Here is a 22724-nt window from a genome sequence, read left to right as displayed (position 1 = left end):
GGAATGCCCACGCGATCGGCCTTGCACGATCGCGACGCGACGCAACGATCAGGCGGCGAACTTGGCGAGCCGGCTCATCTCCTGGGTGACGAGTTCCCGATACGGACCCTCGCTTTGCATCAGCCGGTCAGGCGCACCGTCCTCGATGATCCTGCCCGATTTCAGCACCACCACACGATCAAAATTCCGCAATGTCGCGAGCCGGTGCGCGATCGCGATGACGGTGCGGCCGCGCATCAGCCGGCTCAGCGCCTCGCGGATCGCCTCCTCGGATTCGCTGTCGAGCGCGGCGGTGGCCTCGTCGAGCAGCAGGATCGGCGCATCCTTGAGGAACGCGCGTGCGATCGCGATGCGCTGGCGCTGGCCACCGGACAGTTTGACGCCGCGATCGCCGACCATCGTCTGCAATCCCTCCGGCAGCGTCTCGACGAAATCACAGCGCGCAGCGATCGCCGCCCGCAAAACTTCGTCGTCGGTGGCGCTCGGCCGGCCGTAGCGGATGTTCTCCAGGATCGACCGATGGAACAGCGAGATGTCCTGTGGAACCACCGAGATCGCCTCGCGCAGGCTCTGCTGGGTGACCTTGGCGATGTCCTGTCCGTCGATCGTGATCCGCCCGACCTGCGGGTCGTAGAACCGCTGCAGCAGGGTGAACAGGCTCGACTTGCCGCCGCCGGACTGGCCGACGAGACCGACGCGCTGGCCGGGCTGCAGGCGCAGCGTGAAGCTTTCGAACAGCTTGTGGCCGCCTGGATAATGGAAGGTGATGTTGTCGAAGGCGATCGCCGCGCCGCTCTTGACCAGCGGCTCGGCTTCAGGATGATCGCGGAGCTCATGCGGCTGCAGCAGCGTCGCGATCGCCTCGCTCATCCGCGCGACGTGCTGGGTGACATCGACCAGCGCCACCGCCAGATCACGCGTCGCGTTGAGGATGCAGAGGCCCAGCGTGCAGACCAGCACGACATCGCCGGTCGTCGCCCCGCCCCGCTGCCACAGCGAGATCGCCCAGGCCATCAAGGCAACCGTCAGCACGATCGTGACCGTGGCATGGAGGATGCGCAGCTTCTCGAGGTAGCGGAGGCTGCGTCCGCGCGCCTCCAGTTCCTTGTCGACCGTCGCATCGAAGCGGTCATGCTCATGGCGCAGGCCGCAGAACGCACGCACCAGCGGCATGTTGGAGATCACATCGACCATCTCGCCGTCGACCATCGCCGCCTTGTCGGCGAAATCGTCGTGCAACGGCTTGCCGGCGGCGGCGAGCCGGAACATCGCGGCCACCATCATGGCCGCGATCAGCAGCAGCGCGATCGCCATGGGGCCACTGACGGTTCCGATCAGGATGATGGCCGCGACGGTCGCGAGACACGGCGGCAGCACGTTCCAGACGAACATGTTCTCGACGGTGAACACCGCATTCGACGTCGCGGTGATCCGGCTCGACAACATGCCGGGCAGACGGTCGCCGAAGTAGCTCGGCGAATGTCCGGTAAGATGACGGAAGATGTCACGACGCAGATCACCGGTTACCCTCACGAAGGTGAAGCTCGCGATCCAGCTGGCGACGCGCCAGAGAACGTTGTCGGTCGCAATCAAGGCCATCAGCACGGCAAACGCCGCCCAGACATTGCTATTGCCCCGCGGCCCTGCAGAAAGACTGTCGACGAGGAACTTGACGCCGTACTGAGTGCCCACCGAACAGGCAACTGCACCGACAACGGACAACAAGATGGTGAGATGGGCCGTTGGACGTTGGCGCAGATAGCGCATGACGAAGGGGAACGGCCGGTGCGCGTAGCCTGATAGCTGATCCATGTTTGTCCCGTGCGACTGTTGGCGACACCCGTGCGGCCTGTGAACGGCAGAGAGTTTCTTCAGTTCCGCGCTGCAACAGCAATGACGCTCTGTTCATCCTGCATGGTTCGCGACGTGAGCGATGAAGTGACCGAATGGCACGATTGAGACGCGAGGGAACACGTTGTGTCGAATAAAGAGTGATCACAACGGCGGAACTTCGCAGATGCGCACACGTTCCTGCTGCGGCAGTGCCGGTGCCATCGGGGGCTTCATCCATGATCACAAATAGGAGACGGTGAGATGCGCATTGCGCAGGTTGCTCCATTGACGGAGGCCGTGCCTCCCAAGCTGTACGGCGGCACTGAGCGGGTCGTTCATTGGTTGACCGAGGAGCTCGTTGCGCTCGGGCACGACGTCACGCTGTTTGCGAGCGGCGATTCGCAGACGTCGGCGAAACTCTCGCCGACCTGGCCGAAGGCCCTGCGCCTCGACGGTTCGGTGCGCGATCCGAACGCGCTTCACATGGTGATGCTGGAAGGCGTGCGGCAGAGATGCGACGAGGAGGAGTTCGACGTTCTCCACTTTCATCTCGACTACTATCCATTCTCTCTGTTCCATCGCCAGCCTACGCCGTTTCTCACCACGCTGCATGGCCGGCTCGATCTTCCCGAACACCAGCCGGTGTTCTCCGTCTTCAAGGATGTTCCGGTCGTCTCGATCTCCGATGCACAGCGACGCCCGGTGCCGAACGCCAACTGGGTCCGCACCGTGCTGCACGGCCTGCCCGAGAAGCTGTTGATGCCGAAGCCGGTGACGCCGAGCTATCTTGCGGTGCTCGGACGCATCGCGCCGGAAAAAGGCGTGGACCGCGCGATCAAGATCGCGATGCGCTGTGGCATTCCCCTCAAGATCGCCGCCAAGGTCGACCGCGCCGACCAGGACTATTACGACCAGCTGATCGCCCCGATGATCAACGGCAATCCGCTCATCGAATATATCGGCGAGATCGGCGACCACGAGAAGCCGGAGTTCCTGTCAGGCGCGCTCGGCCTGCTGCTGCCGATCGACTGGCCGGAGCCGTTCGGCCTCGTGATGATCGAATCGATGGCCTGCGGCACGCCGGTCATTGCCTATAATCGCGGCTCGGTGCCCGAGGTGATCGAGGACGGCATCACCGGCTTCATCGTCGAGGACGAGCTCAGCGCGGTGGCAGCCGTCAACCGCCTGCACGATCTCAACCGCGCCCGCGTCCGCGAGCAGTTCGAGCAGCGTTTCACGGCGCGCCGCATGGCGCTCGACTATCTCGCCGCCTATCGCCGCCTGGTCGACAAGGCCGAGCCACGTATCCGGCTGGTCAGCAGTGCGGAGTAGACGACGTCGCGCCATCGCGAGGACAGCACCGCTGCGGTGCGGCCCTCGCGTCCGGCCGCGCCGAATGTCACGGTTGAGGCCTGGAGCTACGCTGCGGACGCAGCCAGGAACACCATGTCCGCGCCTGCTCGTCCATGGCGCGAACTCGGACGTTCCGCCTCTTCCCGTCCCTGCGTGTCCGCGAGGACGAAGCCGCCCCTGGCCGCCTTCGCCTGATACAGCGCCCGGTCCGCGCGCGACAGCAGGACGTCGGCGCTCGAGGTCTGGCCGTCCGACAACGCCGCGCCGACACTGACGCCGATGACGACGTCGTGGCCATCGATGTGATAGGGTGCCGCGACGACGTCGACGATGCGCTGCGCCAATGACCGTGCCGCGTCTTGAGAGTGCAGAGACGTATCGACCAGGATGAATTCATCGCCTCCCATCCGGACGACCAGCCCGCCAGAACCGAGCAGCGACGTCAGCCGCGAGGCGACCTGCTTCAGCAATGCGTCGCCGACAGGATGGCCGAACCGGTCGTTGGCCGCCTTGAAGTGGTCGAGATCGATGGCGTAGATCGCAACCACCGGGCGGCTGCTATCCGCGATCAGGACCGGCAGATCCGAGGCCAGCGCGGACCGGTTGTGGACCCCCGTCATCGGATCGATGCGGGACAGCCGCTCGAACTGTTCCTTGAGATGGATCTGTCCGATCGACGACCTGAAGCTCAGCCGCAGCAGCTCGAATCCGGTGACGATGAAGATGATCATCACGAGCGCGAGCCCGAGATGTGGCAGATCATATTGCAGCAAGGCGACGATGATCGCCGGAAGACCCAACACGATGAGGGCGGCGACGGCCAGCTGAGGCAACAGCGCCAGGCGTGCGATGAGGCTGGCGCCGAAGCCAAAGCCGAAGCTGAGCGCCAGGGTCGAACAGGCGGGATCCCCAAGCTGCAGGCTGCGCGCAGCCAGCAAGCCGAGCACCAGTGAGACGCTGAGCGTCGCGATCGCGCACGGGCGCCGGAGCCGCAGGATCTCATCCTTGGTCGGAGGCCGCTCACCGGCCATCCGCCGCCGAAAAGACAGCACGCCGAGCATCCTCAGCATCGTCAGGCTGACGCCGAAACCTCCCAGCATGCCGGTCACGACATCACCCGTATGCCAGGCGATGACCCCGCTCGCGATCGTCAGGGACATCCCCATCAGCACGAAGGGCACCAGCGAGCCGTGCAACATCTTCACAAGCTCGACATGAACTGCGTCGGAAATTGACGCGGAGTCTGTCCCCATCCCCAATAAAGACATTGGTGCGCTCCCCAAGAACAACACGCCCAGGGTGCATCAGATTCAGTAAAATTACGGCACGCCCGATCCTTCAAACTTTAAAGGAATCGTCCCTCGCATGCGGAACCGGGCCGGCCGTCTTAACGGATGATTGACAGTCGTCCGGCACCTCGGTTCTCGCGGGATGAGGTTATGAGATCCCGGCTCGCTTCGGCTCGACGATCTCGAACATGCGCGGGAATTCGTCCATCATCGACATCAGCTCGGCCAGCCGCATCGGGTTGCCGACGAAGCTGATCTTTCCGGCGGCAACGGCCTCGGGAAAGGTCGTGGCCTTGGCGATGATCTCGTCCAGTGTCGCGCGCGCCAGGGTGAAGCCCGCATCGGCCGTGGACGCCTGCACGCCGACGGCATAGGTCAGCGCGCAGTTCTGCAAGGTCAGCACGAAGCGCTCTCCGGTGTCGGTGAAGCTCCAATTCAGCACGATGTGCTTGCCGTCCGCTTTCGGCCCGTTCAGGCGCACGCCGAGCACGTCCCACAATTGCTCGGTGCGCAGCGCTGCCAGGGTCTCGCGCGGCATGGCTGGCCGCGCCGGCACCTCCGGCATGCCGTGGCGCAGCTCCTGCGCGCCGAACAGATAGGCGTTGCGCCAGGTCGCGCTCTCGGCGGCGTAGCCGAGCTGCTCCAACGCATCCGCCAGCAGTGCGCGTGCATCGGCATTGTCAGGCTCGGCGAACACGAGATGACCGACCACCTGCGCGACGAAGCGGAATTCGCCGTTCGCAAAGTCCTCGCGCGCCCGCGCCAGCAACGCCTCCGCGCCGCCCATATACGCGACATATTTCCGCCCCGCCTCGACTGGCGGCAGCGGATCGAGATTGACCGGGTTGGCGTCGTACCAGCCGAGATATTTCTGATAGATCGCCTTCACATTGTGCCGGATGTGGCCGTAATAGCCGCGCGCATGCCACGCATTTTCGAGACTCTTCGGCAGCGCGATCTGCTCGGCGATCTCGCTGGCGGTCAGGCCGTGATTCATCAGCCGCAAGGTCTGGTCGTGCGCGAATTTGTAGAGGTCGCGCTGCTCCCGGATCATCGCATCGACGCGGCTCGTGCCCCACACCGGCCAATGATGCTGGCCGCACATCACCTCGGCCTTGCCGCCCCACAATTGCAGGGCTTCGCCGAGATATTTCGACCACGCGAGCGCATCGCGCACGTCGGCGCCGCGAAACGGCAGCAGGTTGTGGAAGTTGTGCGTGCAGTTTTCGGCGAGGTTCAACAACCTGTAGCGCGGCACGTAGAAGTGCATTTCCGCCGGCGCCTCGCTGTTCGGCGCCATCTGGAATTCGAAGCTCACGCCGTCGATGGTCCTGGTGTCGCCGGTCGCCATGATCAGGTCGGTCGGCCGCAGCAGCGCGACGCCCCCCGCAGCCATCGTCTTGCCGAGACCGCAATCGACATGGCCCTTCGGACCCTTCGCGAGCAGTGGCCCGAACTGATATTGCGCCCGGCGCAACATCGCGGGTCCTGCGATGATGTTCTCGGAGACCGCATGCTCGATGAACAGGTTCGGCGCGATCAGCGGCACGCGGCCGCTGGTCACGGCCTCCTCGTCGACGACCCCGCGCGCGCCGCCCCAATGATCGGTGTGGGTGTGCGTGAACATCACCGCCGTCACCGGCCTGGTGCCGCGGTGCTGATAGTAGAGGTCCAACGCGGCCCGCGCGCCCTCGATCGAGGTCAGCGTGTCCACGACGATGACGCCGGTGTCGCCCTCGATCAGGGTCATGTTGGCGATGTCGAGCCCGCGCACCTGGTAGACGCCGGGAACGACCTCGAACAGGCCGTGATGCATGTTCAGCTTCGCCTGCCGCCACAGGCTGGGATTGACCGTCGGCGGGGCCTCCTCCGCATCGAGGAAGCCGTAGGGCGCGAGGCTCCAGACGGTGCGCCCTTGCGCATTCGTCACCTTGGCCTCGTCGATCGTGCCGAGAAAGCCGCGCGCGGCATCGTCGAAATCAGCGGTGTCGCCGAACGGCAGTGCCTCCAGCATCGCCTGCTGCGCCGCGATCACCGCCGCGGTGGCGTCCTTGGGCTGCTTGTTGTCGCTGGCCGGCGCGTTCATGGCTGTATCCCCCGCAACGATGTCTTGGGGCGATGCTAATGCGGGGAACCGCGAAGCGCAAATTGCGCAGAGCGGAACGGCGCTCAGAGCACGTGATCCACCGCCTCGTCGATCGCCGCATAGATCACGTCGAGATCATCTGAGGTGACGCAATAGGGCGGCATCACGTAGATCGTATGGCCGAGTGGACGCAGCAGGACATTGCCGGTGCGGAAGAAAGCCTGCAGCTTCGGCCCGACATCAGCGAGGTAACCCGGCTCATCCGCGTGGAGATCGAGCGCCGTGATCGTGCCGCAGCGCCGCAGATCGGAGAAGCGCTCGTCATAGCGGAAGCGGGCCAGGCAACGCTCCTGCGCGTCCGCCACCCCGGCGATCTGCGCCCGCACCTCCGGCCGGCGCCACAGCGCGAGATTGGCCGATGCCGCCGCGCAGGCGATGGGATTGGCGGTGTAGGAGCTGGAATGGAAAAACGTCCGCGTGCGATCGATCGAGCAATGCGCTTCGAAGATCGCGTGATTGCACAGCGTGACCGCAAGCGGCAGCGCTCCGCCGGTGAGGCCCTTGGCGTAGCAGGCGATGTCGGGCGCGACATCCGCCTGCTCGCAGGCGAACAGCGTCCCGGTGCGGCCCCAGCCCGTCATGACTTCGTCGGCGATGAACAGGACGCCGAACGCCTGGCAGATCCGGTGCATCTCGCGCAGCACCGCTGCCGGATAGATCAGCATGCCGCCGGCGCCGAGCACCAGCGGCTCGACGATGAAGGCCGCCGGACGATCCCGCCGGCAGATCTCCGCGAGTGCATCGAGGGTCGCCTGTTCCTGCCCCTCTGCCGGAAACGGCACGACCGACACATCGAACAGCAGCGGCTCATAGGCCGCATTGAACACGCCGCGCGCGCCGACCGACATCGCGCCGATGGTGTCGCCGTGATAGGAGTGCTGCATCACGACGATGCGCGTGCGCGGCTCGCCGATATTCTTGAAATAGCCGAGCGCCATCTTCAGCGCGACCTCGACGCTGGTGGCGCCGGAGTCGGAGAAGAACACATGGGCGAGGCCGGGCGGAGTGAGTTCGAGCAGCCCCGCGGCCACCTGCTCCGCCGGCTCGTGCGTATGTCCGGCGAAGATGAGCTGGTCCAGCCGTTCGGCCTGGGCCTGGATCGCCTGCACGATCGCCGGATGGCAATGGCCATGCGTGACCACCCACCAGGACGCGATGGCATCGATGATGCGGCGGCCATCTGCGGCGTAGAGATAGGCGCCCTCGCCGCGGACGATCGGAAGCATCTCCGGCTGCAGCGCATGCTGCGTGAACGGGTGCCAGATCGGCGAGGTTGCTTGGCGCGTCATCGTTCGAAATCCGACCGCCGAAACTCAGCTGCGAAAGCCTGCTGCAACGAACCTGCGGTGAGCGGCGTAAGCCACGGCAAGCGGCCGAGACGCTTCACCGCACCGAGACGGCAGATCGTCTGCTCATTGTCCGCATGAGCCTCGCCGATGAACGCGATGCCTAGCACGTCGATGCGGCGGCTGCGCAGCGCCGCCAACGACAGCAACGAGTGATTGATGGTGCCGAGACTGGTGCGCGCGCACAGCACGATCGGAAGACGCCAGCGCGCGAAGACGTCGAGATACAGCGTGTCGCCATCGAGCGGCACCATGACGCCGCCGGCGCCTTCGATCACGATCGGCATGTCGTTCGCGTCGGGCGGATCCAGGCGGAGCGGATCGATGCTGATCCCTTCCAGCCGCGCAGCCAGATGCGGCGAGGCCGGCTCGGCCAGACGATAGCGCTCGGGGATCACTCGGTCGTCGGCGAGGCCAGCGAGCTGCCGGACGCGGCGCGAATCCGTTTCCTCGGCAAGGCCGGCCTGCACCGGCTTCCAGTAGCGGGCGCCCAGCAGCCCGGTCAGTCCGGCGGAGAACACCGTCTTGCCGATGCCGGTGTCCGTCCCCGTGACTACGATGCGCTGCGCCATCGCGACTCTCCTTCGAGCTCGACCAGCGCGTCGAGCAGCGCCGTGATCGCGGCCTCATCGACGTTCAAGGTCAGCGACAGCCGCAGCCGCGCCGTGCCGGCCGGCACCGTCGGCGGCCGGATGCCGCGGACGTCGAAGCCGCGCTGCTGCAAGCTTTGCGCAAGCGCCATCGCGCGCGCATTGTCGCCGACAACGTAGGGAATGATCTGCGACGAAGACCATGTCTCGCCGAAGCGCGCGACGATCTCGCGATGTGCGAAGGCCACCAGCTGCGCCAGCTTCTGCCGCCGCTCGGGCTCGTCCTGCAGGATCGCCAGCGCCTCCGAGACGGCCACGGCCATCAGCGGCGACGGCGCCGTGGCAAAGATGAAGGGACGGCAGCGGTTGATGAGGGTCTCGCGGAGCACGCGATGAGCCGTCACCAGCGCGCCCGAGGCGCCGAGCGCCTTGCCGCAGGTGTGCACGACGACGATGTCGTCGCGGCCTTCGAACCGTGCGGCAAGGCCACGCCCCTGCGGACCATGCACGCCGGTCGCATGCGCCTCGTCGACCACCACGAAGGCGTCGTGGCGTTCGGCCACGGCGATCAGATCGTCCAGCGGCGCGACGTCGCCATCCATGCTGTAGAGGCTTTCGACGACGATCCATGGCCGGCCGACGCCGCCGTCCCTGCGCCACGCCAGAATCCTGTCCTCGGCGGCATCAGCATCGTTGTGCTTGAACTGACAGATCTCCGCGCGGCCGGCGCGCGCGCCCTCGTGCGTGCTGGCATGCACGAAGGCATCCAGGACCAGCAGGTCGTCGCGCTGCGGCAGCGTGGTGAGCACTGCGAAATTCGCGAGGTAGCCGGAGCCGAAGAACAGCGCGCTGTCGGCGCCGAAGAAGCTCGCCGCCTCGGCTTCCAGCCGTTCGTGCTCGGCGCAATTGCCACGCAGCAGCCGCGAACCGCCGGCGCCCACCGGCGTGCCCGCCTCCATCGCCGCGGCGATCGCGCGCTTGATGCGCGGCGACTGAGCAAGGCCGAGATAGTCGTTGGAGGAGAAATCGGCACCGGATCGTGGACTGAGACGCCGCAGCCGGTCGTCGGCTGCGAGATCTTGCAGCGCTTTTGCGTAGATCGCCAATTTGTCGGAAGACATGTTGTGTCTGCTCTCCATCGATCAGCCGCACTCGCTCAGAGCCGAAGAACCATGCGGCGAAGGTCGGGGGCCTCGCCCTTCGAGACGCCCGCCCGAAAAGGCGGACTCCTCAGGGTGAGGGGAAAGCGCCTTGGCGAAGCCGCCGAGCATCGCATGAGATCGAACGCTTGCTTGATGCGGGCACTACTCATCGTCCACGTGCAGCTCCGATTGCGGAGCCCACTCCTCATGGGAGGAGCGCCGCGCACGCGATCGAGCCCTCGCGGAGGTCGCAATGGCGGCGCGTCTCGAACCATGAGGCCTAGCGCTGCGACATCACGCAATCGATGGTCGATGCGCCGCTTCGCTTGCATCCGCTCTCTGACGCGCCACCAGCGACGACGTCATGCCGAGCCGCGCGAGCAGATCGGCGTCGCGTTCGGCCTGCGGATTGGCGGTAGTCAAGAGCACGTCACCGATGAAGATCGAATTCGCCCCGGCGAGCAGGCACAGGCTCTGCAGCTCGTCGCTCATGTACTGCCGGCCCGCGGAGAGCCGCACCACGCTCCGCGGCATCATGATGCGCGCCACCGCGATCAGCCGCACCAGCGCGAGTCCATCAGGCCGCGCCGCGGTGTCGTTGACCGGCACGCCCTTGACCTCGTTCCACATGTTGATCGGCACGCTGTCCGGATGCGCCTCGAGATTGGCCAGCAGCACCAGCATGCCGAGCCGGTCGTCGACCTCTTCCCCCATGCCGATGATGCCGCCGCAGCACGTTTTGATTCCGGCCTCGCGCACATGCGCCAGCGTGTCGATGCGGTCCTGCAAGGTGCGCGTCGTGATGATGCGGTCGTAGAACTCGGGCGAGGTGTCGACATTGTGGTTGTAGTAGTCGAGCCCGGCGGCCTTGAGCCGCTCGGCCTGTGGCGGCGTCAGCATGCCCAGCGTGACGCAGGTTTCCATGCCCAGATCCTTCACCGCGCTGACCATGTCGCAGACCTGGTCGAGATCGCGGTCTTTCGGGCTGCGCCAGGCCGCCGCCATGCAGAAACGCTCCGCGCCCGCCGCCTTGGCGCGCTGCGCGGTCGCGATCACCTGATGGTGGTCCATCAGCTTGGTGGCCTTGAGGCCGGTGTCGTAGTGCGCGCTCTGCGAGCAGTAGCCGCAATCCTCCGGACAGCCTCCGGTCTTGATGCTGAGCAGGCTCGCGGTCTCCAGCCGGGTCGGATCGAAATGCTGGCGGTGCACCGACTGGGCCAGGAACATCAGGTCCGGAAACGGCAGCTCGTAAAGCGCCTCGGCCTGGTCCCGCGTCCAGTCGTGACGAACGATACTCCCCTCTCCCGCCTGGACCGACGCGTCACCACCCAACACCGTCATACTTAACACTCCGCCAGATTATAGATTTTCATAGAAATTATCTATGAAAACCCGTCCTTCTTAACGGTAGATCACACCCGCTTCCCTCGCATCGGTTTTTTCAATAGATAATCTATCGATATGCAGGACGAGAATCTCACCACCGCCCATCGCATCGCCGAGGCCATCACCGAGCGCATCGTCAGCGGGGCGCTGCTGCCGGACGCGCCGCTGCGCCAGGACCACATCGCGCGCGAGTTCAACTCCAGCCATGTGCCGGTGCGCGAGGCGTTCCGGCAGCTCGAGGCGCTCTATCTCGTGGTGGCCGCGCCACGCCGCGGCGTGCGAGTGGCGCCGCTCGATGCGAAGTCGACCAAGGAGATCGTCGAGATGCGGGTCGCGCTCGAGGTGATCGCCCTACGCAACGCCGCGCCGCGCTATACGCCGGCGCATCTCGCCGCCATCGAGCTCGCGCTGATCGAGGGCGACAATGCCGAGACCATTCAAGAGTTCGAAACCGCGAACCGCGCCTTCCACCGCGCCCTGGTCACCCCTTGCGCGATGCCGCGCCTGCTCGCCAGCCTCGACGGACTACGTCTCGCCAACTCCCGCCTCGTCCTCACCATGGCCCGCACCGCCGGCTGGCGCCCGCGCAGCAACGGCGATCATAGGCTGATCCTTCAGGCGCTGCGCGATCGGCAGATCGGCCATGCCTGCGAGCTGCTGACACGACACAACCAGACGATCGAGCGGTTGGCCCGGCCGGGCGGCGGGTAGCCCTGCACAAAGGCTCTGAAGGTTAGCCTGAAGGCCGCTGACGTCGGGCGTGATCAAGGTCAATCTGACTGCAGTAGGCGACGCGCTCCCCTGAGTTGCGTCTCGGGAGCGGACATCGCTGGGCGCAGCGCGGAGGTCCGAGATGGGCCAGAAGCGGAAATGATGATTCCAAATGCCAAAGTGGATAGTACTATTGCGATGAACGAAGCTGAGCAACACGCATACGGCCTGTTGGCCCAAGCGCTTGCGCGCCACGCGGACTCTTGGGCCAGAGGCTGGGATTTCAAATGGCCTAAGGTCTCGGGGCCGATCTATTATCATCTTTCGGATTCGACGTTTGAAGGTGTGGCTGCCTGCCTCTTGGAACTCAAGATATTTAGGGCGCTTGACGGTGGCGGGGGCTTCATCATCGATTGTGAACCAGATGATGCGTACCGCGTGGCGATCAACAATCGTGAACTTGGTCCTCCCTTCGAGGAGCTGCTCCGCACGACAATCGATCTGTTCGGCGACTACGGAACGGCATATTGGGGATTCGCGACCCAGCGGCACATCCCTTTCGGCGCAGGTGCCCGGTTGTCACCGCTGTTCGAAGCGCTCGTACCACTCGGATACGTTAATCGGTCTGAGGCGGGATTTCTCTGGACTGAACAGGTCGCGCCAATCATGCGAGCGGCGGGCTATCAGGTTGAATGGTCCGAATAGGTCGAGCTGATGTCCGCAATGGGTCAAGCGCAGACATTCCCAGAGCGGCTTAAAACGTCGGCTTTGGGTCATTGCCGAAGATGGGTTAGGGATTGCACCACGCTCCTCTCTCACCCCCCGGGGCCGTCCTTCATGATGTAGCCCATCAGGTCGTCGACGTTGTGCTCCAGATCGCGGATGATGTTCTTGACGACGTCGCCGATCGAGATCACGCCGACGACCTTGCCCGCGTTCAGAACGGGCAGATGGCGAAAGCCGCGCTGGGACATCATCGCCATGCAACTGTCCAGCCGGTGGTCGGGTCTGACCGTCACCGGGTTGGCCGTCATGACCTGGCTGACCGGCGTCTCTTTCGCATCGAGCCCGGGCAGCAGCACCTTGATGGCGCAGTCACCCTGGGTGACGATGCCGACCAGCACATCGTCGTCGACGACCAGCACCGAGCGGACCCGGTTGTCGCGCATCTGGCGCAAGGCTTCGACGACCATGTCGCGGGAGCGAACATGGATCAGGGCGCCACTCTTCTGCGCCAGAGCGTCTTTGACTGTGCTCATCGATCTCCCCGTGGGCTCCCTTTTATGCCCCGTCTTCAGGGCTTCCATCGAAGGATAGTCGAAATAGCTTGCCGCGTCAGCACCGCGCCGAACACGCCGGCGAAGCCGGCCACGAGCAGGCGGACCGCCCTCTCCCGGCGTCGTTCCGGGGCGCGCGGAGCTTGAGGCCGACGCAGTCGGCCGCAAGCGCAGTGCGAGCCGGACCCCATACCCACAGGACATCGTGTGGGGCATGCCGGTGGTGGGCGTCTCGCCTCACACTTATTGTCCGTGGTCATGGATTCCGGGCTCATTCGCTGCGCGAATGCCCCGGAATGACGGAGCAAGACGAGGGGGCCTTTGCAAGCATCCGACTTCTCGGCTCCACCCTCGCGCATACGCCCATGCGCCCGCGGCGGCTGGGGCTCTCGCCCGCTGCCGTGTACATGCTCATCGGAGACGCGCGCACCGAAGGTCCCCAAAAGGCCACCATGTCCAACCGCCACCATGCTTCGAAGCTCGCCGGCGACGGCGCGGCCGATGGCCTGCCTGCAAGCCAGCGCCCTTGGGCGATCGCGGCGATCTTCACGGCGCTGTCGATGGCTTCGCTCGACGTCGCGATCGCCAACATCGCGCTGCCGTCGATCTCCAACGATCTGCACGTCTCCCCGGCCGAAGTGGTCTGGGTCGTCAACATCTACCAGATCGCCCTGGTCGCGACCTTGCTGCCGCTCGGCGCACTCGGCGAGATCGTGGGCCACCAGCGCATCTATCTCGGGGGCCTGCTGCTGTTCACGCTGGCCTCGGTCGGCTGCGCGCTGGCCTGGTCGCTGCCGACATTGGTGATCGCCCGCGCATTGCAGGGCCTGGGCGCCAGCGGCATCATGAGCGTCAACACCGCGCTGGTGCGCTATGTCTATCCCGGCAAGATGCTGGGCCGCGGCCTCGGCCACAACGCGCTGGTGGTCGGCATTTCCTTCACCTTCGGACCCACGATTGCCTCCGCCATTCTCTCGCTCGGCTCCTGGCCGTGGCTGTTCGCGATCAACCTGCCGTTCGGCCTGATCGCGATCGCCATCGGCCTGAAGATGCTGCCGCGGACGCCGCGCGCCGAGCATGCCTTCGACTTCCTCGGCGCCGCCCTGGCCGCCGTCTGCCTCGGCCTCTTCATCACCGGCATCGGCAGCGCCGCGCATGGCGCGACGCCGGCCATGGTGGTGGCGGAACTGGTCGGCGCGCTCGTGCTCGGCATCATCCTGGCGCGGCGCCAGGCCGACCACCCCGCGCCGATGCTTCCGATCGACCTGTTCCGCCGCGGCGTGTTCGCGCTGTCGGCCGCCACGGCCGTGTGCTCCTTCTCGGTGCAGGGCCTCGGCTTCGTGTCGCTGCCGTTCTATTTCGAGGACATCTTGCAGCGCTCGCAGGTCGAGACCGGTTTCTTCATGACGCCCTGGCCGCTCGCGGTGACCATCATGGCCCCGATCGCCGGCCGGCTCTCGGATCGCTTTCCCGCCGGACTGCTCGGCGGCATCGGCCTGGTGATGCTCGGCACCGGCATGGCGCTGCTCGCCATGTTGCCGGAGAACCCGAGCATCCCGAACATCGTCTGGCGGATGCTGATCTGCGGCATCGGGTTCGGCTTCTTCCAGGCGCCCAATATGAAGGCCATCATGTCAAGCGCCCCGCCCCATCGCAGCGGTGGCGCCAGCGGCATCGTCGCGACCGCGCGGCTGACGGGCCAGACGACCGGCGCGGCCCTGGCTGCGCTGTGCTTCAGCCTCGCCGGGCGCGAAGGCGCAACCCTGGCGCTGGCGCTCGGCGCGGGCTTCGCGGCGCTCGGCAGCGTGATGAGTTTCCTGCGGCTGGCGGTTGCGCCGCCGCGGGGCTGATGAGTTCGGGCGAACTACAACCCCGCTCCATCACAAATCTTCCGCGCCGCAAACGCATATTCTTGATTTGAACGATGCAATCGTTCGCGCCACAGTGCGGCCCTCAGTTCAGCTGGCGAGTTGAACGAAAGGGATCTGCGATGGCAAACCTCACGATTAATGGAAAATCCTATACTCTCGACGTCGAGCCGGACACGCCGCTGCTGTGGGCGATCCGCGAGAACGCCGGACTGACCGGCACCAAATATGGCTGCGGCATCGCACAATGCGGCGCCTGCACGGTGCATCTCGACGGCACCGCCGTGCGCTCCTGCGGCGTGACGGTCTCGGAGGCGGTCGGCAAGCAGATCACGACCATCGAAGGGCTCGGCAGCGACAATGGCCTGCACAAGGTGCAGCAGGCCTGGCTCGAGAACGACGTTCCGCAATGCGGCTATTGCCAGAGCGGCATGATCATGGCCGTCGCCGCGCTGCTCAAGGACAATCCGAAGCCGAGCGATCAGGACATCAACGACGCCATCACCAACATCTGCCGCTGTGGAACCTTCGCGCAGGTGCGCGAGGCGATCCACGCCGCGGCGAACGCCTAAAGGAGGCCGGCATGAACCAGCATGTGACGCCGCGTCTCAACCGCCGCTCCTTCGTCATCGGCACCGCCGCGCTCGGCGGCGGCCTCGCGCTCGGGCTCGACATTCCCTTCGGCGGGCCGCAGGTGGTGCGCGCCGCCGACGGCTCGCCCGAGGTCAACGCCTGGGTCGTGATCCGGCCCGACGACACCGTGGTGATCCGCATCGCCCGTTCCGAGATGGGCCAGGGCTCGCTGACCGGTCTCGCCCAGCTCGTCGCGGAAGAGCTCGCCTGCGACTGGAGCAAGGTCACGACCGAATATCCGACGCCCGGCCAGAACGTCGCGCGCAAGCGCGTGTGGGGTGATTTCTCCACCGGCGGCAGCCGCGGCATCCGCTCGTCGCAGGACTACGTCCGCAAGGGCGGCGCCGCCGCGCGCATGATGCTGATCCAGGCCGCGGCCGACGAGTGGAAGGTGCCGGTGGCCGAATGCACGGCCGCCAACAGCGTCATCACGCACAAGGCCTCGGGCAAGACCACGACCTACGGCAAAGTCGCCGAAGCGGCGGCAAAGCTTTCGCCGCCGGCCGACGTCAAGCTGAAGGATCCCAAGGACTGGACCCTGATCGGCAAGGGCGTGAAGCGCCTCGACACCGCCGACAAGGTCACGGGCGCAATGATCTACGGCGCCGACATCAAGCTGCCGAACATGCTCAACGCCGCGATCAAGGATTGCCCGGTCACCGGCGGCAAGCTGAAGAGTTTCGACGAGGCCAAGATCGCCGGCATGAAGGGCGTCAAGAAGGTGATCGCGGTCGACGGCACCGCGGTCGCCGTGGTCGCCGACACCTGGTGGCACGCCAAGACCGCGCTCGATGCGCTGCCGATCGTGTGGGACGAAGGCCCGAACGCAAAAGTCTCCTCGGAGTCGATCGGCAAATGGCTGGCGGAAGGCCTGGACTCCGGTCCCGCCTTCGTCGGCAACGAGAACGGCGACGCGAAGGCCGCTCTGGCGAGCGCGGTGAAGAAGATCGAGGCCGTCTACAACTATCCCTATCAGAACCACGCCACGATGGAGCCGATGAACGCGACCGCGCTCTACACGCCCGATCGCTGCGAGGTGTGGTGCGGCACGCAGAATGGCGAGGCCGCATTCGCCGCGGTGCTGGAGGCGTCGGGCCTGCCGGCCGACAAATGCGAGGTGCACAAGCTGATCCTCGGCGGCGGCTTCGGCCGGCGCGGCCAGACCGATTACGTCCGCCAGGCCGTGCAGGTCGCCAAGGCGATGCCGGGCACGCCTATCAAGCTGCTATGGTCGCGCGAGGAGGACATGACGCATGGCCGCTATCACCCGATCACGCAGTGCAAGCTGACCGGCGGCTTCGACGCCGACAACAACCTGACCGCGCTGCACATGCGCATCTCCGGCCAGTCGATCCTGTTCAGCCTGAGGCCCGATGCGCTCGTCAACGGCAAGGACCCCGCGACCTTCCAGGGGCTGGCGCCCTCGGGCGAGGCGACGATCGGCTACTCCGTGCCGAATTTGCTGATCGAGCATTCGATGCGCAACCCGCATATCAATCCGGGCTTCTGGCGCGGCGTCAACGTGAACCAGAACGCGATCTATCTTGAATGCTTCATGGATGAGCTCGCCAACGCCGTAGGGCAAGATCCTCTCGAGTTCCGCCGCAAGCTGATGGCGAAGAACCCGAAGCATCTCGCGGTGCTCAACGCGGTGGCCGAGAAGATCGGCTGGGGCACTCCGGCGCCGGAAGGTGTCTACCGCGGGCTGGCGCAGCTGCACGGCTATGGCAGCTACGTCGCGGGCGCCGCCGAAATCTCGGTGATCGACGGCACCAAGATCAAGGTTCACCGCATCGTCGCCTCGACCGATCCGGGCTATGTCGTCAACCCGGCGCAGGTCGAGCGGCAGATCGCGGGCTCGTTCGTCTACGGGCTGTCGGCGCTGTTCTATGGCGGCTGCACGGTGAAGGACGGGCGCATCGTTGAGACCAATTTCGACAGCTACAACTCGATGCGTATCGCCGAGATGCCGAAGGTGGAATCGATCATGATCCCGAGCGGCGGCTTCTGGGGTGGCGTCGGCGAGCCGACCATCGGCGTCGCCGCTCCGGCCGTGCTGAACGCGTTCTTCGCCGCCACCGGCAAACGCATCCGCTCGGTGCCGCTGCGCGACCAGAACATCACCTTCGCATGAGAGGCGCGGCGGCGGCCGTTCGCAGCAAGGGCCGCCATCACGTCGGTTCGACATGATGACAACATCCCGACGGCGCACGCGCAGAGAGGTCGGCGGCCTGATCGCGGCGGGCGTTGCGATGATGGGCGCGCCCGCCGTGCTGCGGGCGAAGATGGGCGCGTTCGTCGTCGTGATCGGCGGCGGCTTTGCCGGCACCAGTTGCGCCCGCGCGCTGTGCAAGTCCGATGAGAGGTTCGACGTCGTGCTGGTCGAGTCGAGCAAGACATTCACCTCCTGCCCCCAAAGCAACGAGGTCATCGCCGGCTTGCGCGACATCGGCGCGCAGCAGTTCGGCTACGACAGGATCGCTGCAGACGGCGTGCGCGTGATGCTGCAGGCGGCCACCGCAATCGATGCGGCCGGGCACAAGGTCAAGCTCGCCGACGGCACCACGCTGGACTATGACCGGCTCGTGCTCGCGCCGGGCATCGATCTCGATTTCACGGCGCTGCAAGGCTACGACGAAGCAGCGTCCGCCGTCATGCCGCACGCCTACAAGGCCGGCGAGCAGACCCTGCTGCTGCGCAAGCAGATAGAGGCGATGCCGGACGGCGGCACGGTGGCGATCGCGGTGCCTGCCAATCCGTCGCGCTGTCCCCCGGCACCTTACGAGCGCGCCAGCCTGATCGCGCATTATCTGAAAGCGCGGAAGCCGAAGTCGAAGGTGCTGATCCTCGACGCCAAGGATAGCTTCTCGCAACAGAAGCTGTTCGAGCAGGCGTGGCAGCAGCTCTACCCCGGCATGATCGAGCGCATCCCGCTGTCACAGGGCGGCCGCGTCACCGGCGTCGACGCCGCCACGCGCACGGTGGTCACCGAATTCGGCAACTACACTCCGGATGTCGCCAACATCATCCCGCCGCAGAAGGCCGGCCGCATCGCCGCGCTGGCCGGCACCGTCGATCGCACCGGCTGGTGCCCGATCGACGCAGCGACGTTCGCCTCGAAGCTCGTGCCGGATGTCCATATCATCGGCGACGCCTGTCTCGGCGGCGGCATTCCGAAATCGGCCGGCGCGGCGCAGGCGCAAGGACGAGCCTGTGCGGCCGTGATCGCGCGCGACCTGATCGCACGGCGGATCGAGCCGCCACCGCTGCTGACCGGCATCTGCTACAGCCTCGTCGCGCCGGACTACGCGTTCTCGCTGTCGGGCGTCTATCAGCCCAAGGGAGATCTGTTCGCCGAAGCGGAGGGCGGCAAGGCAAGCCCGGTCGACGCGCCGCGCACCACGCGCGCGGCCGAGGCGGATGCTGCGACGGCCTGGTTCAAGGCGCTGACCCATGATGCGTTCGGCTAGCCGGGTGATCGCCATGATCATCACCGCCCTGCCCGCGGCCATCTTCGCCGAGGGGCTGAAGCCGTACACGATCTCCGGCGACGGCATCGCGCAATCGCTGACCGGCCGGCCCGGCGATGCGACGCGCGGCCGCGCGTTGGTGCTCGCGCGAAGCTCGACCTGCATCCTCTGTCACTCCGGCCCGTTTCCTGAAGCGCGCTTCCAGGGCGATCTCGCCCCGAGCCTGGCCGGCGCCGGCAGCCGCTCCACGACCGCGCAACTGCGGCTGCGGCTGGTCGATGCCTCCAGCGTCAATCCGGCGACGATCATGCCGTCCTATTATCGCCTCGACGGCCTGACCCGCGTCGGTTCCGCCTGGCGCGACAAGCCGATCCTGTCGGCCGAGCAGATCGAAGATATCGTCGCCTATCTCGCGACCCTTCGCGAGTGAGCCCATATGAGCAGCATGTTCGACCCGCTCCACCTCTCGCGCCGCCACCTGCTGCAGCTGGCAGGAACCGTCGCCGCAACGAGCGCCCTGCCGCTCGTCACCGTGAGGCCGGCGCAAGCCACCCCGGCAATGCTCGCCTCTGCGATCCGCAATCTCGTCGGCGAGGCGCATGTGCAAACCGGCAAGGTCCGGCTCGACATTCCGCCACTCGTCGAGAACGGCAACACCGTGCCGATGACGGTCAGCGTCGATCATCCGATGACGCCCGACAATTTCGTCAAGAGCATCCACGTCTTCAACGAGAAGAACCCGCAGCCCAACGTCGCGAACTTTTTCCTCACGCCGAGCGCCGGCCGCGCCCAGGTCACGACGCGCATCCGGCTCGCAGACACCCAGAAAGTGGTGGCCATCGCAAAGCTCTCCGACGGCTCATTCTGGTCGGCGACCGTCGACGTCATCGTCACCCTCGCCGCCTGCACCGAGGAGATGCCGTGATGCCCGCCGCCCTCGTCAACGTCCCCGCCAAAGCCAAGCGCGGCGCGATCATCGAGATCAAGACCTTGATGAGCCACGTGATGGAGCCGGGCTATCGCCACACCGCCGCGGGCGATGCGATCCCGCGCGACATCATCACCAGCTTCACCTGCAGGTTCAACGGCGCCGAGATCTTCCGCGCCGATCTTTATCCGGCCATCGCCGCCAACCCATTCCTGTCGTTCTTCACCACGGCGAGCGAGAGCGGCCGCTTCGAGTTCGAATGGATCGGCGACAACGGCTTCGTCGCCAATGCGTCGGCTGTGATCACGGTCGACTGATGCCGCGCGCACTGCTTGCCGTTATGGTCCTGCTCGGCGCCGCCCTGCCCGTGCTCGCCGGCGAGATCGCCGTATCCGCGCGCCGCTCCGGCTACGACTTCCTGTCATCGGACACCAAGGCGATGCAGGACGACGACACCGCCAATCCGGCGATGCTGTCGGTGCTCGATGGCGAGACGCTGTGGAGCACGAAAGCCGGCGCCGCCAACAAGTCCTGCGGCGATTGCCACGGTGCCGCCGACGCCAGCATGAAGGGCGTCGCCGCGCGCTATCCCGCTTTCAACGCGGCAAGCGGCGCGCCGGTCGATCTCGGCCAGCGCGTCAATCTCTGCCGCAGGCAGCATCAGCAGGCCGATCCGTTCGCGCCGGAGAGCCGCGAGTTGCTGGCGCTGACCGCTGTGATCGCGAAGCAGTCGCGCGGGATGCCCATCACGGCCGGCGACGATCCGCGCCTCGCCTCAGCGGTCGCGCGCGGCCGCGAGCTGTTTGTCCAACGCCAGGGCCAGCTCAATCTCGCCTGCGCCAATTGCCACGACGACAATTGGGACAAGCATCTCGCCGGCTCGGCGATCACGCAAGCGCAGCCGACGGGCTATCCGATCTACCGCCTGGAATGGCAGGGCATGGGCTCGCTGCAGCGGCGCCTGCGCGGCTGCATGACAGGCGTCCGCGCGCAAGCCTTGGACTTCGACGCGCCCGACATGATCTCGCTCGAGCTGTATCTGATGTCGCGCGCGCACGGCATGACGATGGACGCACCGGCCGTGCGGCCTTGAGCGTGCAGCGCGTCAGCCGCAATTTGATGAGTTCGAGCTCGCAGGATGTCGCTTCGAACGCGGGCCCCATGAGTAGCTCGTCATGCCCGGGCTTGACCCGGCCATGACGGCGGAGAGACCTTCGGCAACCCAAGATGCTCACGCCCCCCTCTTCCGCCCCTTCCTCGCCTGCGCCGCGACCGGATCGATCGCAGCCGCGGGTCCGTCCGACGCCTGCTTCATCAGCGGATCGGCGGCGATGAAGTCGATAAAGGTGCGGACCTTGGCCGAGAGATATTTGCGGCTGGGATAGACCGCCATCAGCGGCGCCTTGATCGTCAGCAGCTCCGGCAGCACCGGCTCGAGCCGGCCCGCGGCGAGGTCGTCGGCCATCAGCCAGCGCGGCAGCACGGCCATGCCCATGCCGGCGACGGCGGCGTGATGCAGCAGGGTCTCGTTGCCACTGATCAGCACATCCTTGAAGGTCAGCGCCACCTCGCCCTCCGGGGCGGGCACTGTGATCGTCCGCAGCGGATACAGCGCATACTTCAGCATCGCATGGCCGTTGAGATCGGTGACCGCCTTCGGCCGCCCTGCCGTGGCGAGATAAGTCGGCGACGCCACGAGCTGCATCAGCACCGGGGCCAGCGGCCGCGCGATCAGCCCGTCGCCGGGCGTCGCCGACACGCGCAACGCGAGATCGAACCCCTCCTCGACCAAATTCACCAGCCGACCGCTGAGATCGAGATCGATCACCACGTCCGGGTAGCGCGCGCGATAGGCGGCGAGTGTGCCGGCGAACAGCGGATTCGCGAACCACACCGGCGCGCTCACCTTCAAGGTGCCGCGCGGAATCACCGTGGCCTTGCTGACGACGGCCTCGGCCTCGTCGAGCTGATCGAGCATCGGACGCACCTGGTCGAAATAGACCTGTCCCGCCTCCGTCAGGCCGACCCGCCGGCTGGTGCGGTTGAGCAGCCGGGTCGACAGCCGCTGCTCCAGCTGCATGACATGCTTGGAGGCCATCGCCGGCGATAGGCTCAAGCGATCGGCCGCTGCCGCGAAGCTCTTGAGCTCGGCGACCTGGCAGAATACCCGAATACTGACCAGCGTATCCATTATCAACCCAGAGGAAATGATGCTTCAACAGGAAGCATAATGATCAAACCAGACGAAATCACCAGTGTCGGGGTACGATTCAATCCTGGAGACCCCTGATGTCCGCGACGACGACCAACGACCTTCCGCTGCAACCCTCTCTGGCGCTGCGCATCGGCCTGTGGACCGCCCAGGTCCTGGTGTTTGCCCTGTTCACCTTCTCCGGCGTGATGAAGACGTTCACGCCGATCCCGGAGCTGGCGCAGATGATGCCCTGGGCCGGCGAATATTCGGTCGGGTTCGTCCGGACCATCGGCCTGATCGATCTCGCCGGCGGCATCGGCATCCTCTTGCCGTCACTGACCCGCATCATGCCGCGCCTGACCGTGCTGGCCGCTCTTGGCTGCGCTACGCTCCAGGTGTTCGCCCTCGTCTTCCATCTCTCCCGCGGCGAAGGCGCCGTGACGCCGCTCAACATCGTGCTGCTCGCGCTGTCGCTGTTCGTGCTGTGGGGCCGCAACGGCAAGGCGCCGATCGCGCCGCGCGGCTGACCCGGCCACCAAAGGCCTTGGAATTGCCACG

The 22724-nt window shown here is 66.0% G+C and carries 21 protein-coding genes; 12 read left to right on the top strand and 9 right to left on the bottom strand.

The features are described 5' to 3' along the window. Positions 1 to 48: 48 nt before the first annotated feature. Positions 49 to 1812: an ABC transporter ATP-binding protein gene (locus tag NLR35_RS23705; protein WP_257168941.1), complete on the bottom strand. Its 1764-nt coding sequence runs from the start codon at positions 1810 to 1812 to the stop codon at positions 49 to 51. A 282-nt stretch (positions 1813 to 2094) separates the two neighbouring features. Between NLR35_RS23705 and NLR35_RS23700 the strand changes: the two genes are divergently transcribed. Beyond that, entirely contained in the window at positions 2095 to 3165 is a 1071-nt protein-coding gene (locus tag NLR35_RS23700) for a glycosyltransferase family 4 protein (RefSeq protein WP_257168940.1), read from the top strand. A gap of 86 nt (positions 3166 to 3251) precedes the next feature. Here the strand turns inward: NLR35_RS23700 and NLR35_RS23695 are convergent, their stop codons facing one another. The 6 genes from NLR35_RS23695 to bioB all read right to left on the bottom strand — a co-directional run bounded on the left by NLR35_RS23695 (position 3252) and on the right by bioB (position 11040). Continuing rightward, a complete protein-coding gene (locus NLR35_RS23695) occupies positions 3252 to 4478 on the bottom strand; it encodes a GGDEF domain-containing protein (RefSeq protein WP_257168939.1) in 1227 nt (408 codons plus the stop codon). Positions 4479 to 4623: 145 nt separating this feature from the next. Next, complete coding sequence (locus NLR35_RS23690) at positions 4624 to 6489, bottom strand: alkyl/aryl-sulfatase (protein ID WP_257168998.1); 1866 nt, start codon at positions 6487 to 6489, stop codon at positions 4624 to 4626. A gap of 155 nt (positions 6490 to 6644) precedes the next feature. Further along, on the bottom strand, positions 6645 to 7910 hold the full coding sequence (locus NLR35_RS23685; protein WP_257168938.1) for an adenosylmethionine--8-amino-7-oxononanoate transaminase: 1266 nt from the start codon (positions 7908 to 7910) through the stop codon (positions 6645 to 6647). Next, positions 7907 to 8539, bottom strand: coding sequence for a dethiobiotin synthase (gene bioD, locus NLR35_RS23680; protein ID WP_257168937.1), 633 nt, complete (start codon positions 8537 to 8539; stop codon positions 7907 to 7909). Before bioD ends, NLR35_RS23685 begins: the two co-directional genes overlap by 4 nt. Continuing rightward, entirely contained in the window at positions 8521 to 9678 is a 1158-nt protein-coding gene (locus NLR35_RS23675; protein WP_257168936.1) for an 8-amino-7-oxononanoate synthase, read from the bottom strand. Before NLR35_RS23675 ends, bioD begins: the two co-directional genes overlap by 19 nt. A gap of 315 nt (positions 9679 to 9993) precedes the next feature. Further along, the gene (gene bioB / locus NLR35_RS23670) at positions 9994 to 11040 is read right to left on the bottom strand and encodes a biotin synthase BioB (protein WP_257168935.1); all 1047 of its coding nucleotides are present in this window, start codon (positions 11038 to 11040) and stop codon (positions 9994 to 9996) included. A 120-nt stretch (positions 11041 to 11160) separates the two neighbouring features. On the opposite strand from bioB, the gene NLR35_RS23665 reads away from it, so the two are divergent. Continuing rightward, positions 11161 to 11796: a GntR family transcriptional regulator gene (locus tag NLR35_RS23665; protein WP_257168934.1), complete on the top strand. Its 636-nt coding sequence runs from the start codon at positions 11161 to 11163 to the stop codon at positions 11794 to 11796. A gap of 159 nt (positions 11797 to 11955) precedes the next feature. Next, complete coding sequence (locus NLR35_RS23660) at positions 11956 to 12501, top strand: hypothetical protein (RefSeq protein ID WP_257168933.1); 546 nt, start codon at positions 11956 to 11958, stop codon at positions 12499 to 12501. A 110-nt stretch (positions 12502 to 12611) separates the two neighbouring features. Here the strand turns inward: NLR35_RS23660 and NLR35_RS23655 are convergent, their stop codons facing one another. Then, positions 12612 to 13055 (bottom strand): CBS domain-containing protein, encoded by a 444-nt coding sequence (locus NLR35_RS23655; RefSeq protein WP_257168932.1) that lies wholly within the window; start codon positions 13053 to 13055, stop codon positions 12612 to 12614. 470 nt (positions 13056 to 13525) lie between these two features. Between NLR35_RS23655 and NLR35_RS23650 the strand changes: the two genes are divergently transcribed. The 8 genes from NLR35_RS23650 (at position 13526) to soxA (ending at position 21065) form a co-directional block, all read left to right on the top strand. Then, positions 13526 to 14923, top strand: a complete 1398-nt coding sequence (locus NLR35_RS23650; protein WP_257168931.1) for an MFS transporter — start codon at positions 13526 to 13528, stop codon at positions 14921 to 14923. A gap of 140 nt (positions 14924 to 15063) precedes the next feature. Next, the gene (locus NLR35_RS23645; RefSeq protein WP_257168930.1) at positions 15064 to 15513 is read left to right on the top strand and encodes a (2Fe-2S)-binding protein; all 450 of its coding nucleotides are present in this window, start codon (positions 15064 to 15066) and stop codon (positions 15511 to 15513) included. Between the two features lie 11 nt (positions 15514 to 15524). Beyond that, positions 15525 to 17708: a molybdopterin cofactor-binding domain-containing protein gene (locus NLR35_RS23640; protein ID WP_257168929.1), complete on the top strand. Its 2184-nt coding sequence runs from the start codon at positions 15525 to 15527 to the stop codon at positions 17706 to 17708. A 55-nt stretch (positions 17709 to 17763) separates the two neighbouring features. Then, complete coding sequence (locus NLR35_RS23635) at positions 17764 to 19044, top strand: NAD(P)/FAD-dependent oxidoreductase (protein ID WP_257168997.1); 1281 nt, start codon at positions 17764 to 17766, stop codon at positions 19042 to 19044. 13 nt (positions 19045 to 19057) lie between these two features. After that, positions 19058 to 19474, top strand: coding sequence for a sulfur oxidation c-type cytochrome SoxX (gene soxX / locus NLR35_RS23630; protein WP_257168996.1), 417 nt, complete (start codon positions 19058 to 19060; stop codon positions 19472 to 19474). A 6-nt stretch (positions 19475 to 19480) separates the two neighbouring features. Continuing rightward, positions 19481 to 19969 carry a SoxY-related AACIE arm protein gene (locus NLR35_RS23625; protein WP_257168928.1) on the top strand — a complete coding sequence of 163 codons (489 nt, stop codon included), beginning with the start codon at positions 19481 to 19483 and terminating at the stop codon, positions 19967 to 19969. Beyond that, entirely contained in the window at positions 19969 to 20289 is a 321-nt protein-coding gene (gene soxZ, locus NLR35_RS23620; RefSeq protein ID WP_257168927.1) for a thiosulfate oxidation carrier complex protein SoxZ, read from the top strand. The genes NLR35_RS23625 and soxZ overlap by 1 nt, the downstream gene beginning before the upstream one ends. Then, on the top strand, positions 20286 to 21065 hold the full coding sequence (gene soxA / locus NLR35_RS23615) for a sulfur oxidation c-type cytochrome SoxA (protein ID WP_374940853.1): 780 nt from the start codon (positions 20286 to 20288) through the stop codon (positions 21063 to 21065). The genes soxZ and soxA overlap by 4 nt, the downstream gene beginning before the upstream one ends. Before the next feature lie 138 nt (positions 21066 to 21203). Here soxA and NLR35_RS23610 read toward each other — a convergent pair whose 3' ends face one another. Further along, positions 21204 to 22163 (bottom strand): LysR family transcriptional regulator, encoded by a 960-nt coding sequence (locus NLR35_RS23610; RefSeq protein WP_257168925.1) that lies wholly within the window; start codon positions 22161 to 22163, stop codon positions 21204 to 21206. Between the two features lie 98 nt (positions 22164 to 22261). Here NLR35_RS23610 and NLR35_RS23605 point away from each other — a divergent pair, with 98 nt between their 5' ends. Then, positions 22262 to 22693: a DoxX family protein gene (locus NLR35_RS23605; RefSeq protein ID WP_257168924.1), complete on the top strand. Its 432-nt coding sequence runs from the start codon at positions 22262 to 22264 to the stop codon at positions 22691 to 22693. Positions 22694 to 22724: the final 31 nt, after the last annotated feature.

Origin of the sequence: Bradyrhizobium sp. SRS-191 (genome assembly GCF_024586915.1) — a bacterium.
Taxonomy (GTDB): domain Bacteria; phylum Pseudomonadota; class Alphaproteobacteria; order Rhizobiales; family Xanthobacteraceae; genus Bradyrhizobium.
The sequence above is the reverse complement of the archived record's forward strand: the minus strand, read 5'-3'. Positions and strand labels throughout refer to the sequence as shown.

What these genes read in the sequence shown, in the direction of transcription:
- NLR35_RS23645 (WP_257168930.1), top strand. Translation starts at nt 15,064, where the DNA reads ATGGCAAACCTCACGATTAATGGAAAATCCTATACTCTCGACGTCGAG.
- NLR35_RS23625 (WP_257168928.1), top strand. Translation starts at nt 19,481, where the DNA reads ATGAGCAGCATGTTCGACCCGCTCCACCTCTCGCGCCGCCACCTGCTG.
- NLR35_RS23685 (WP_257168938.1), bottom strand. Translation starts at nt 7,910, where the DNA reads ATGACGCGCCAAGCAACCTCGCCGATCTGGCACCCGTTCACGCAGCAT.
- NLR35_RS23660 (WP_257168933.1), top strand. Translation starts at nt 11,956, where the DNA reads ATGATGATTCCAAATGCCAAAGTGGATAGTACTATTGCGATGAACGAA.
- bioD (WP_257168937.1), bottom strand. Translation starts at nt 8,539, where the DNA reads ATGGCGCAGCGCATCGTAGTCACGGGGACGGACACCGGCATCGGCAAG.
- NLR35_RS23640 (WP_257168929.1), top strand. Translation starts at nt 15,525, where the DNA reads ATGAACCAGCATGTGACGCCGCGTCTCAACCGCCGCTCCTTCGTCATC.
- soxZ (WP_257168927.1), top strand. Translation starts at nt 19,969, where the DNA reads ATGCCCGCCGCCCTCGTCAACGTCCCCGCCAAAGCCAAGCGCGGCGCG.
- NLR35_RS23610 (WP_257168925.1), bottom strand. Translation starts at nt 22,163, where the DNA reads ATGGATACGCTGGTCAGTATTCGGGTATTCTGCCAGGTCGCCGAGCTC.
- NLR35_RS23655 (WP_257168932.1), bottom strand. Translation starts at nt 13,055, where the DNA reads ATGAGCACAGTCAAAGACGCTCTGGCGCAGAAGAGTGGCGCCCTGATC.
- soxX (WP_257168996.1), top strand. Translation starts at nt 19,058, where the DNA reads ATGATCATCACCGCCCTGCCCGCGGCCATCTTCGCCGAGGGGCTGAAG.
- NLR35_RS23665 (WP_257168934.1), top strand. Translation starts at nt 11,161, where the DNA reads ATGCAGGACGAGAATCTCACCACCGCCCATCGCATCGCCGAGGCCATC.
- NLR35_RS23690 (WP_257168998.1), bottom strand. Translation starts at nt 6,489, where the DNA reads ATGCTGGAGGCACTGCCGTTCGGCGACACCGCTGATTTCGACGATGCC.
- NLR35_RS23605 (WP_257168924.1), top strand. Translation starts at nt 22,262, where the DNA reads ATGTCCGCGACGACGACCAACGACCTTCCGCTGCAACCCTCTCTGGCG.
- NLR35_RS23705 (WP_257168941.1), bottom strand. Translation starts at nt 1,812, where the DNA reads ATGGATCAGCTATCAGGCTACGCGCACCGGCCGTTCCCCTTCGTCATG.
- NLR35_RS23650 (WP_257168931.1), top strand. Translation starts at nt 13,526, where the DNA reads ATGTCCAACCGCCACCATGCTTCGAAGCTCGCCGGCGACGGCGCGGCC.
- NLR35_RS23635 (WP_257168997.1), top strand. Translation starts at nt 17,764, where the DNA reads ATGACAACATCCCGACGGCGCACGCGCAGAGAGGTCGGCGGCCTGATC.
- NLR35_RS23675 (WP_257168936.1), bottom strand. Translation starts at nt 9,678, where the DNA reads ATGTCTTCCGACAAATTGGCGATCTACGCAAAAGCGCTGCAAGATCTC.
- bioB (WP_257168935.1), bottom strand. Translation starts at nt 11,040, where the DNA reads ATGACGGTGTTGGGTGGTGACGCGTCGGTCCAGGCGGGAGAGGGGAGT.
- NLR35_RS23700 (WP_257168940.1), top strand. Translation starts at nt 2,095, where the DNA reads ATGCGCATTGCGCAGGTTGCTCCATTGACGGAGGCCGTGCCTCCCAAG.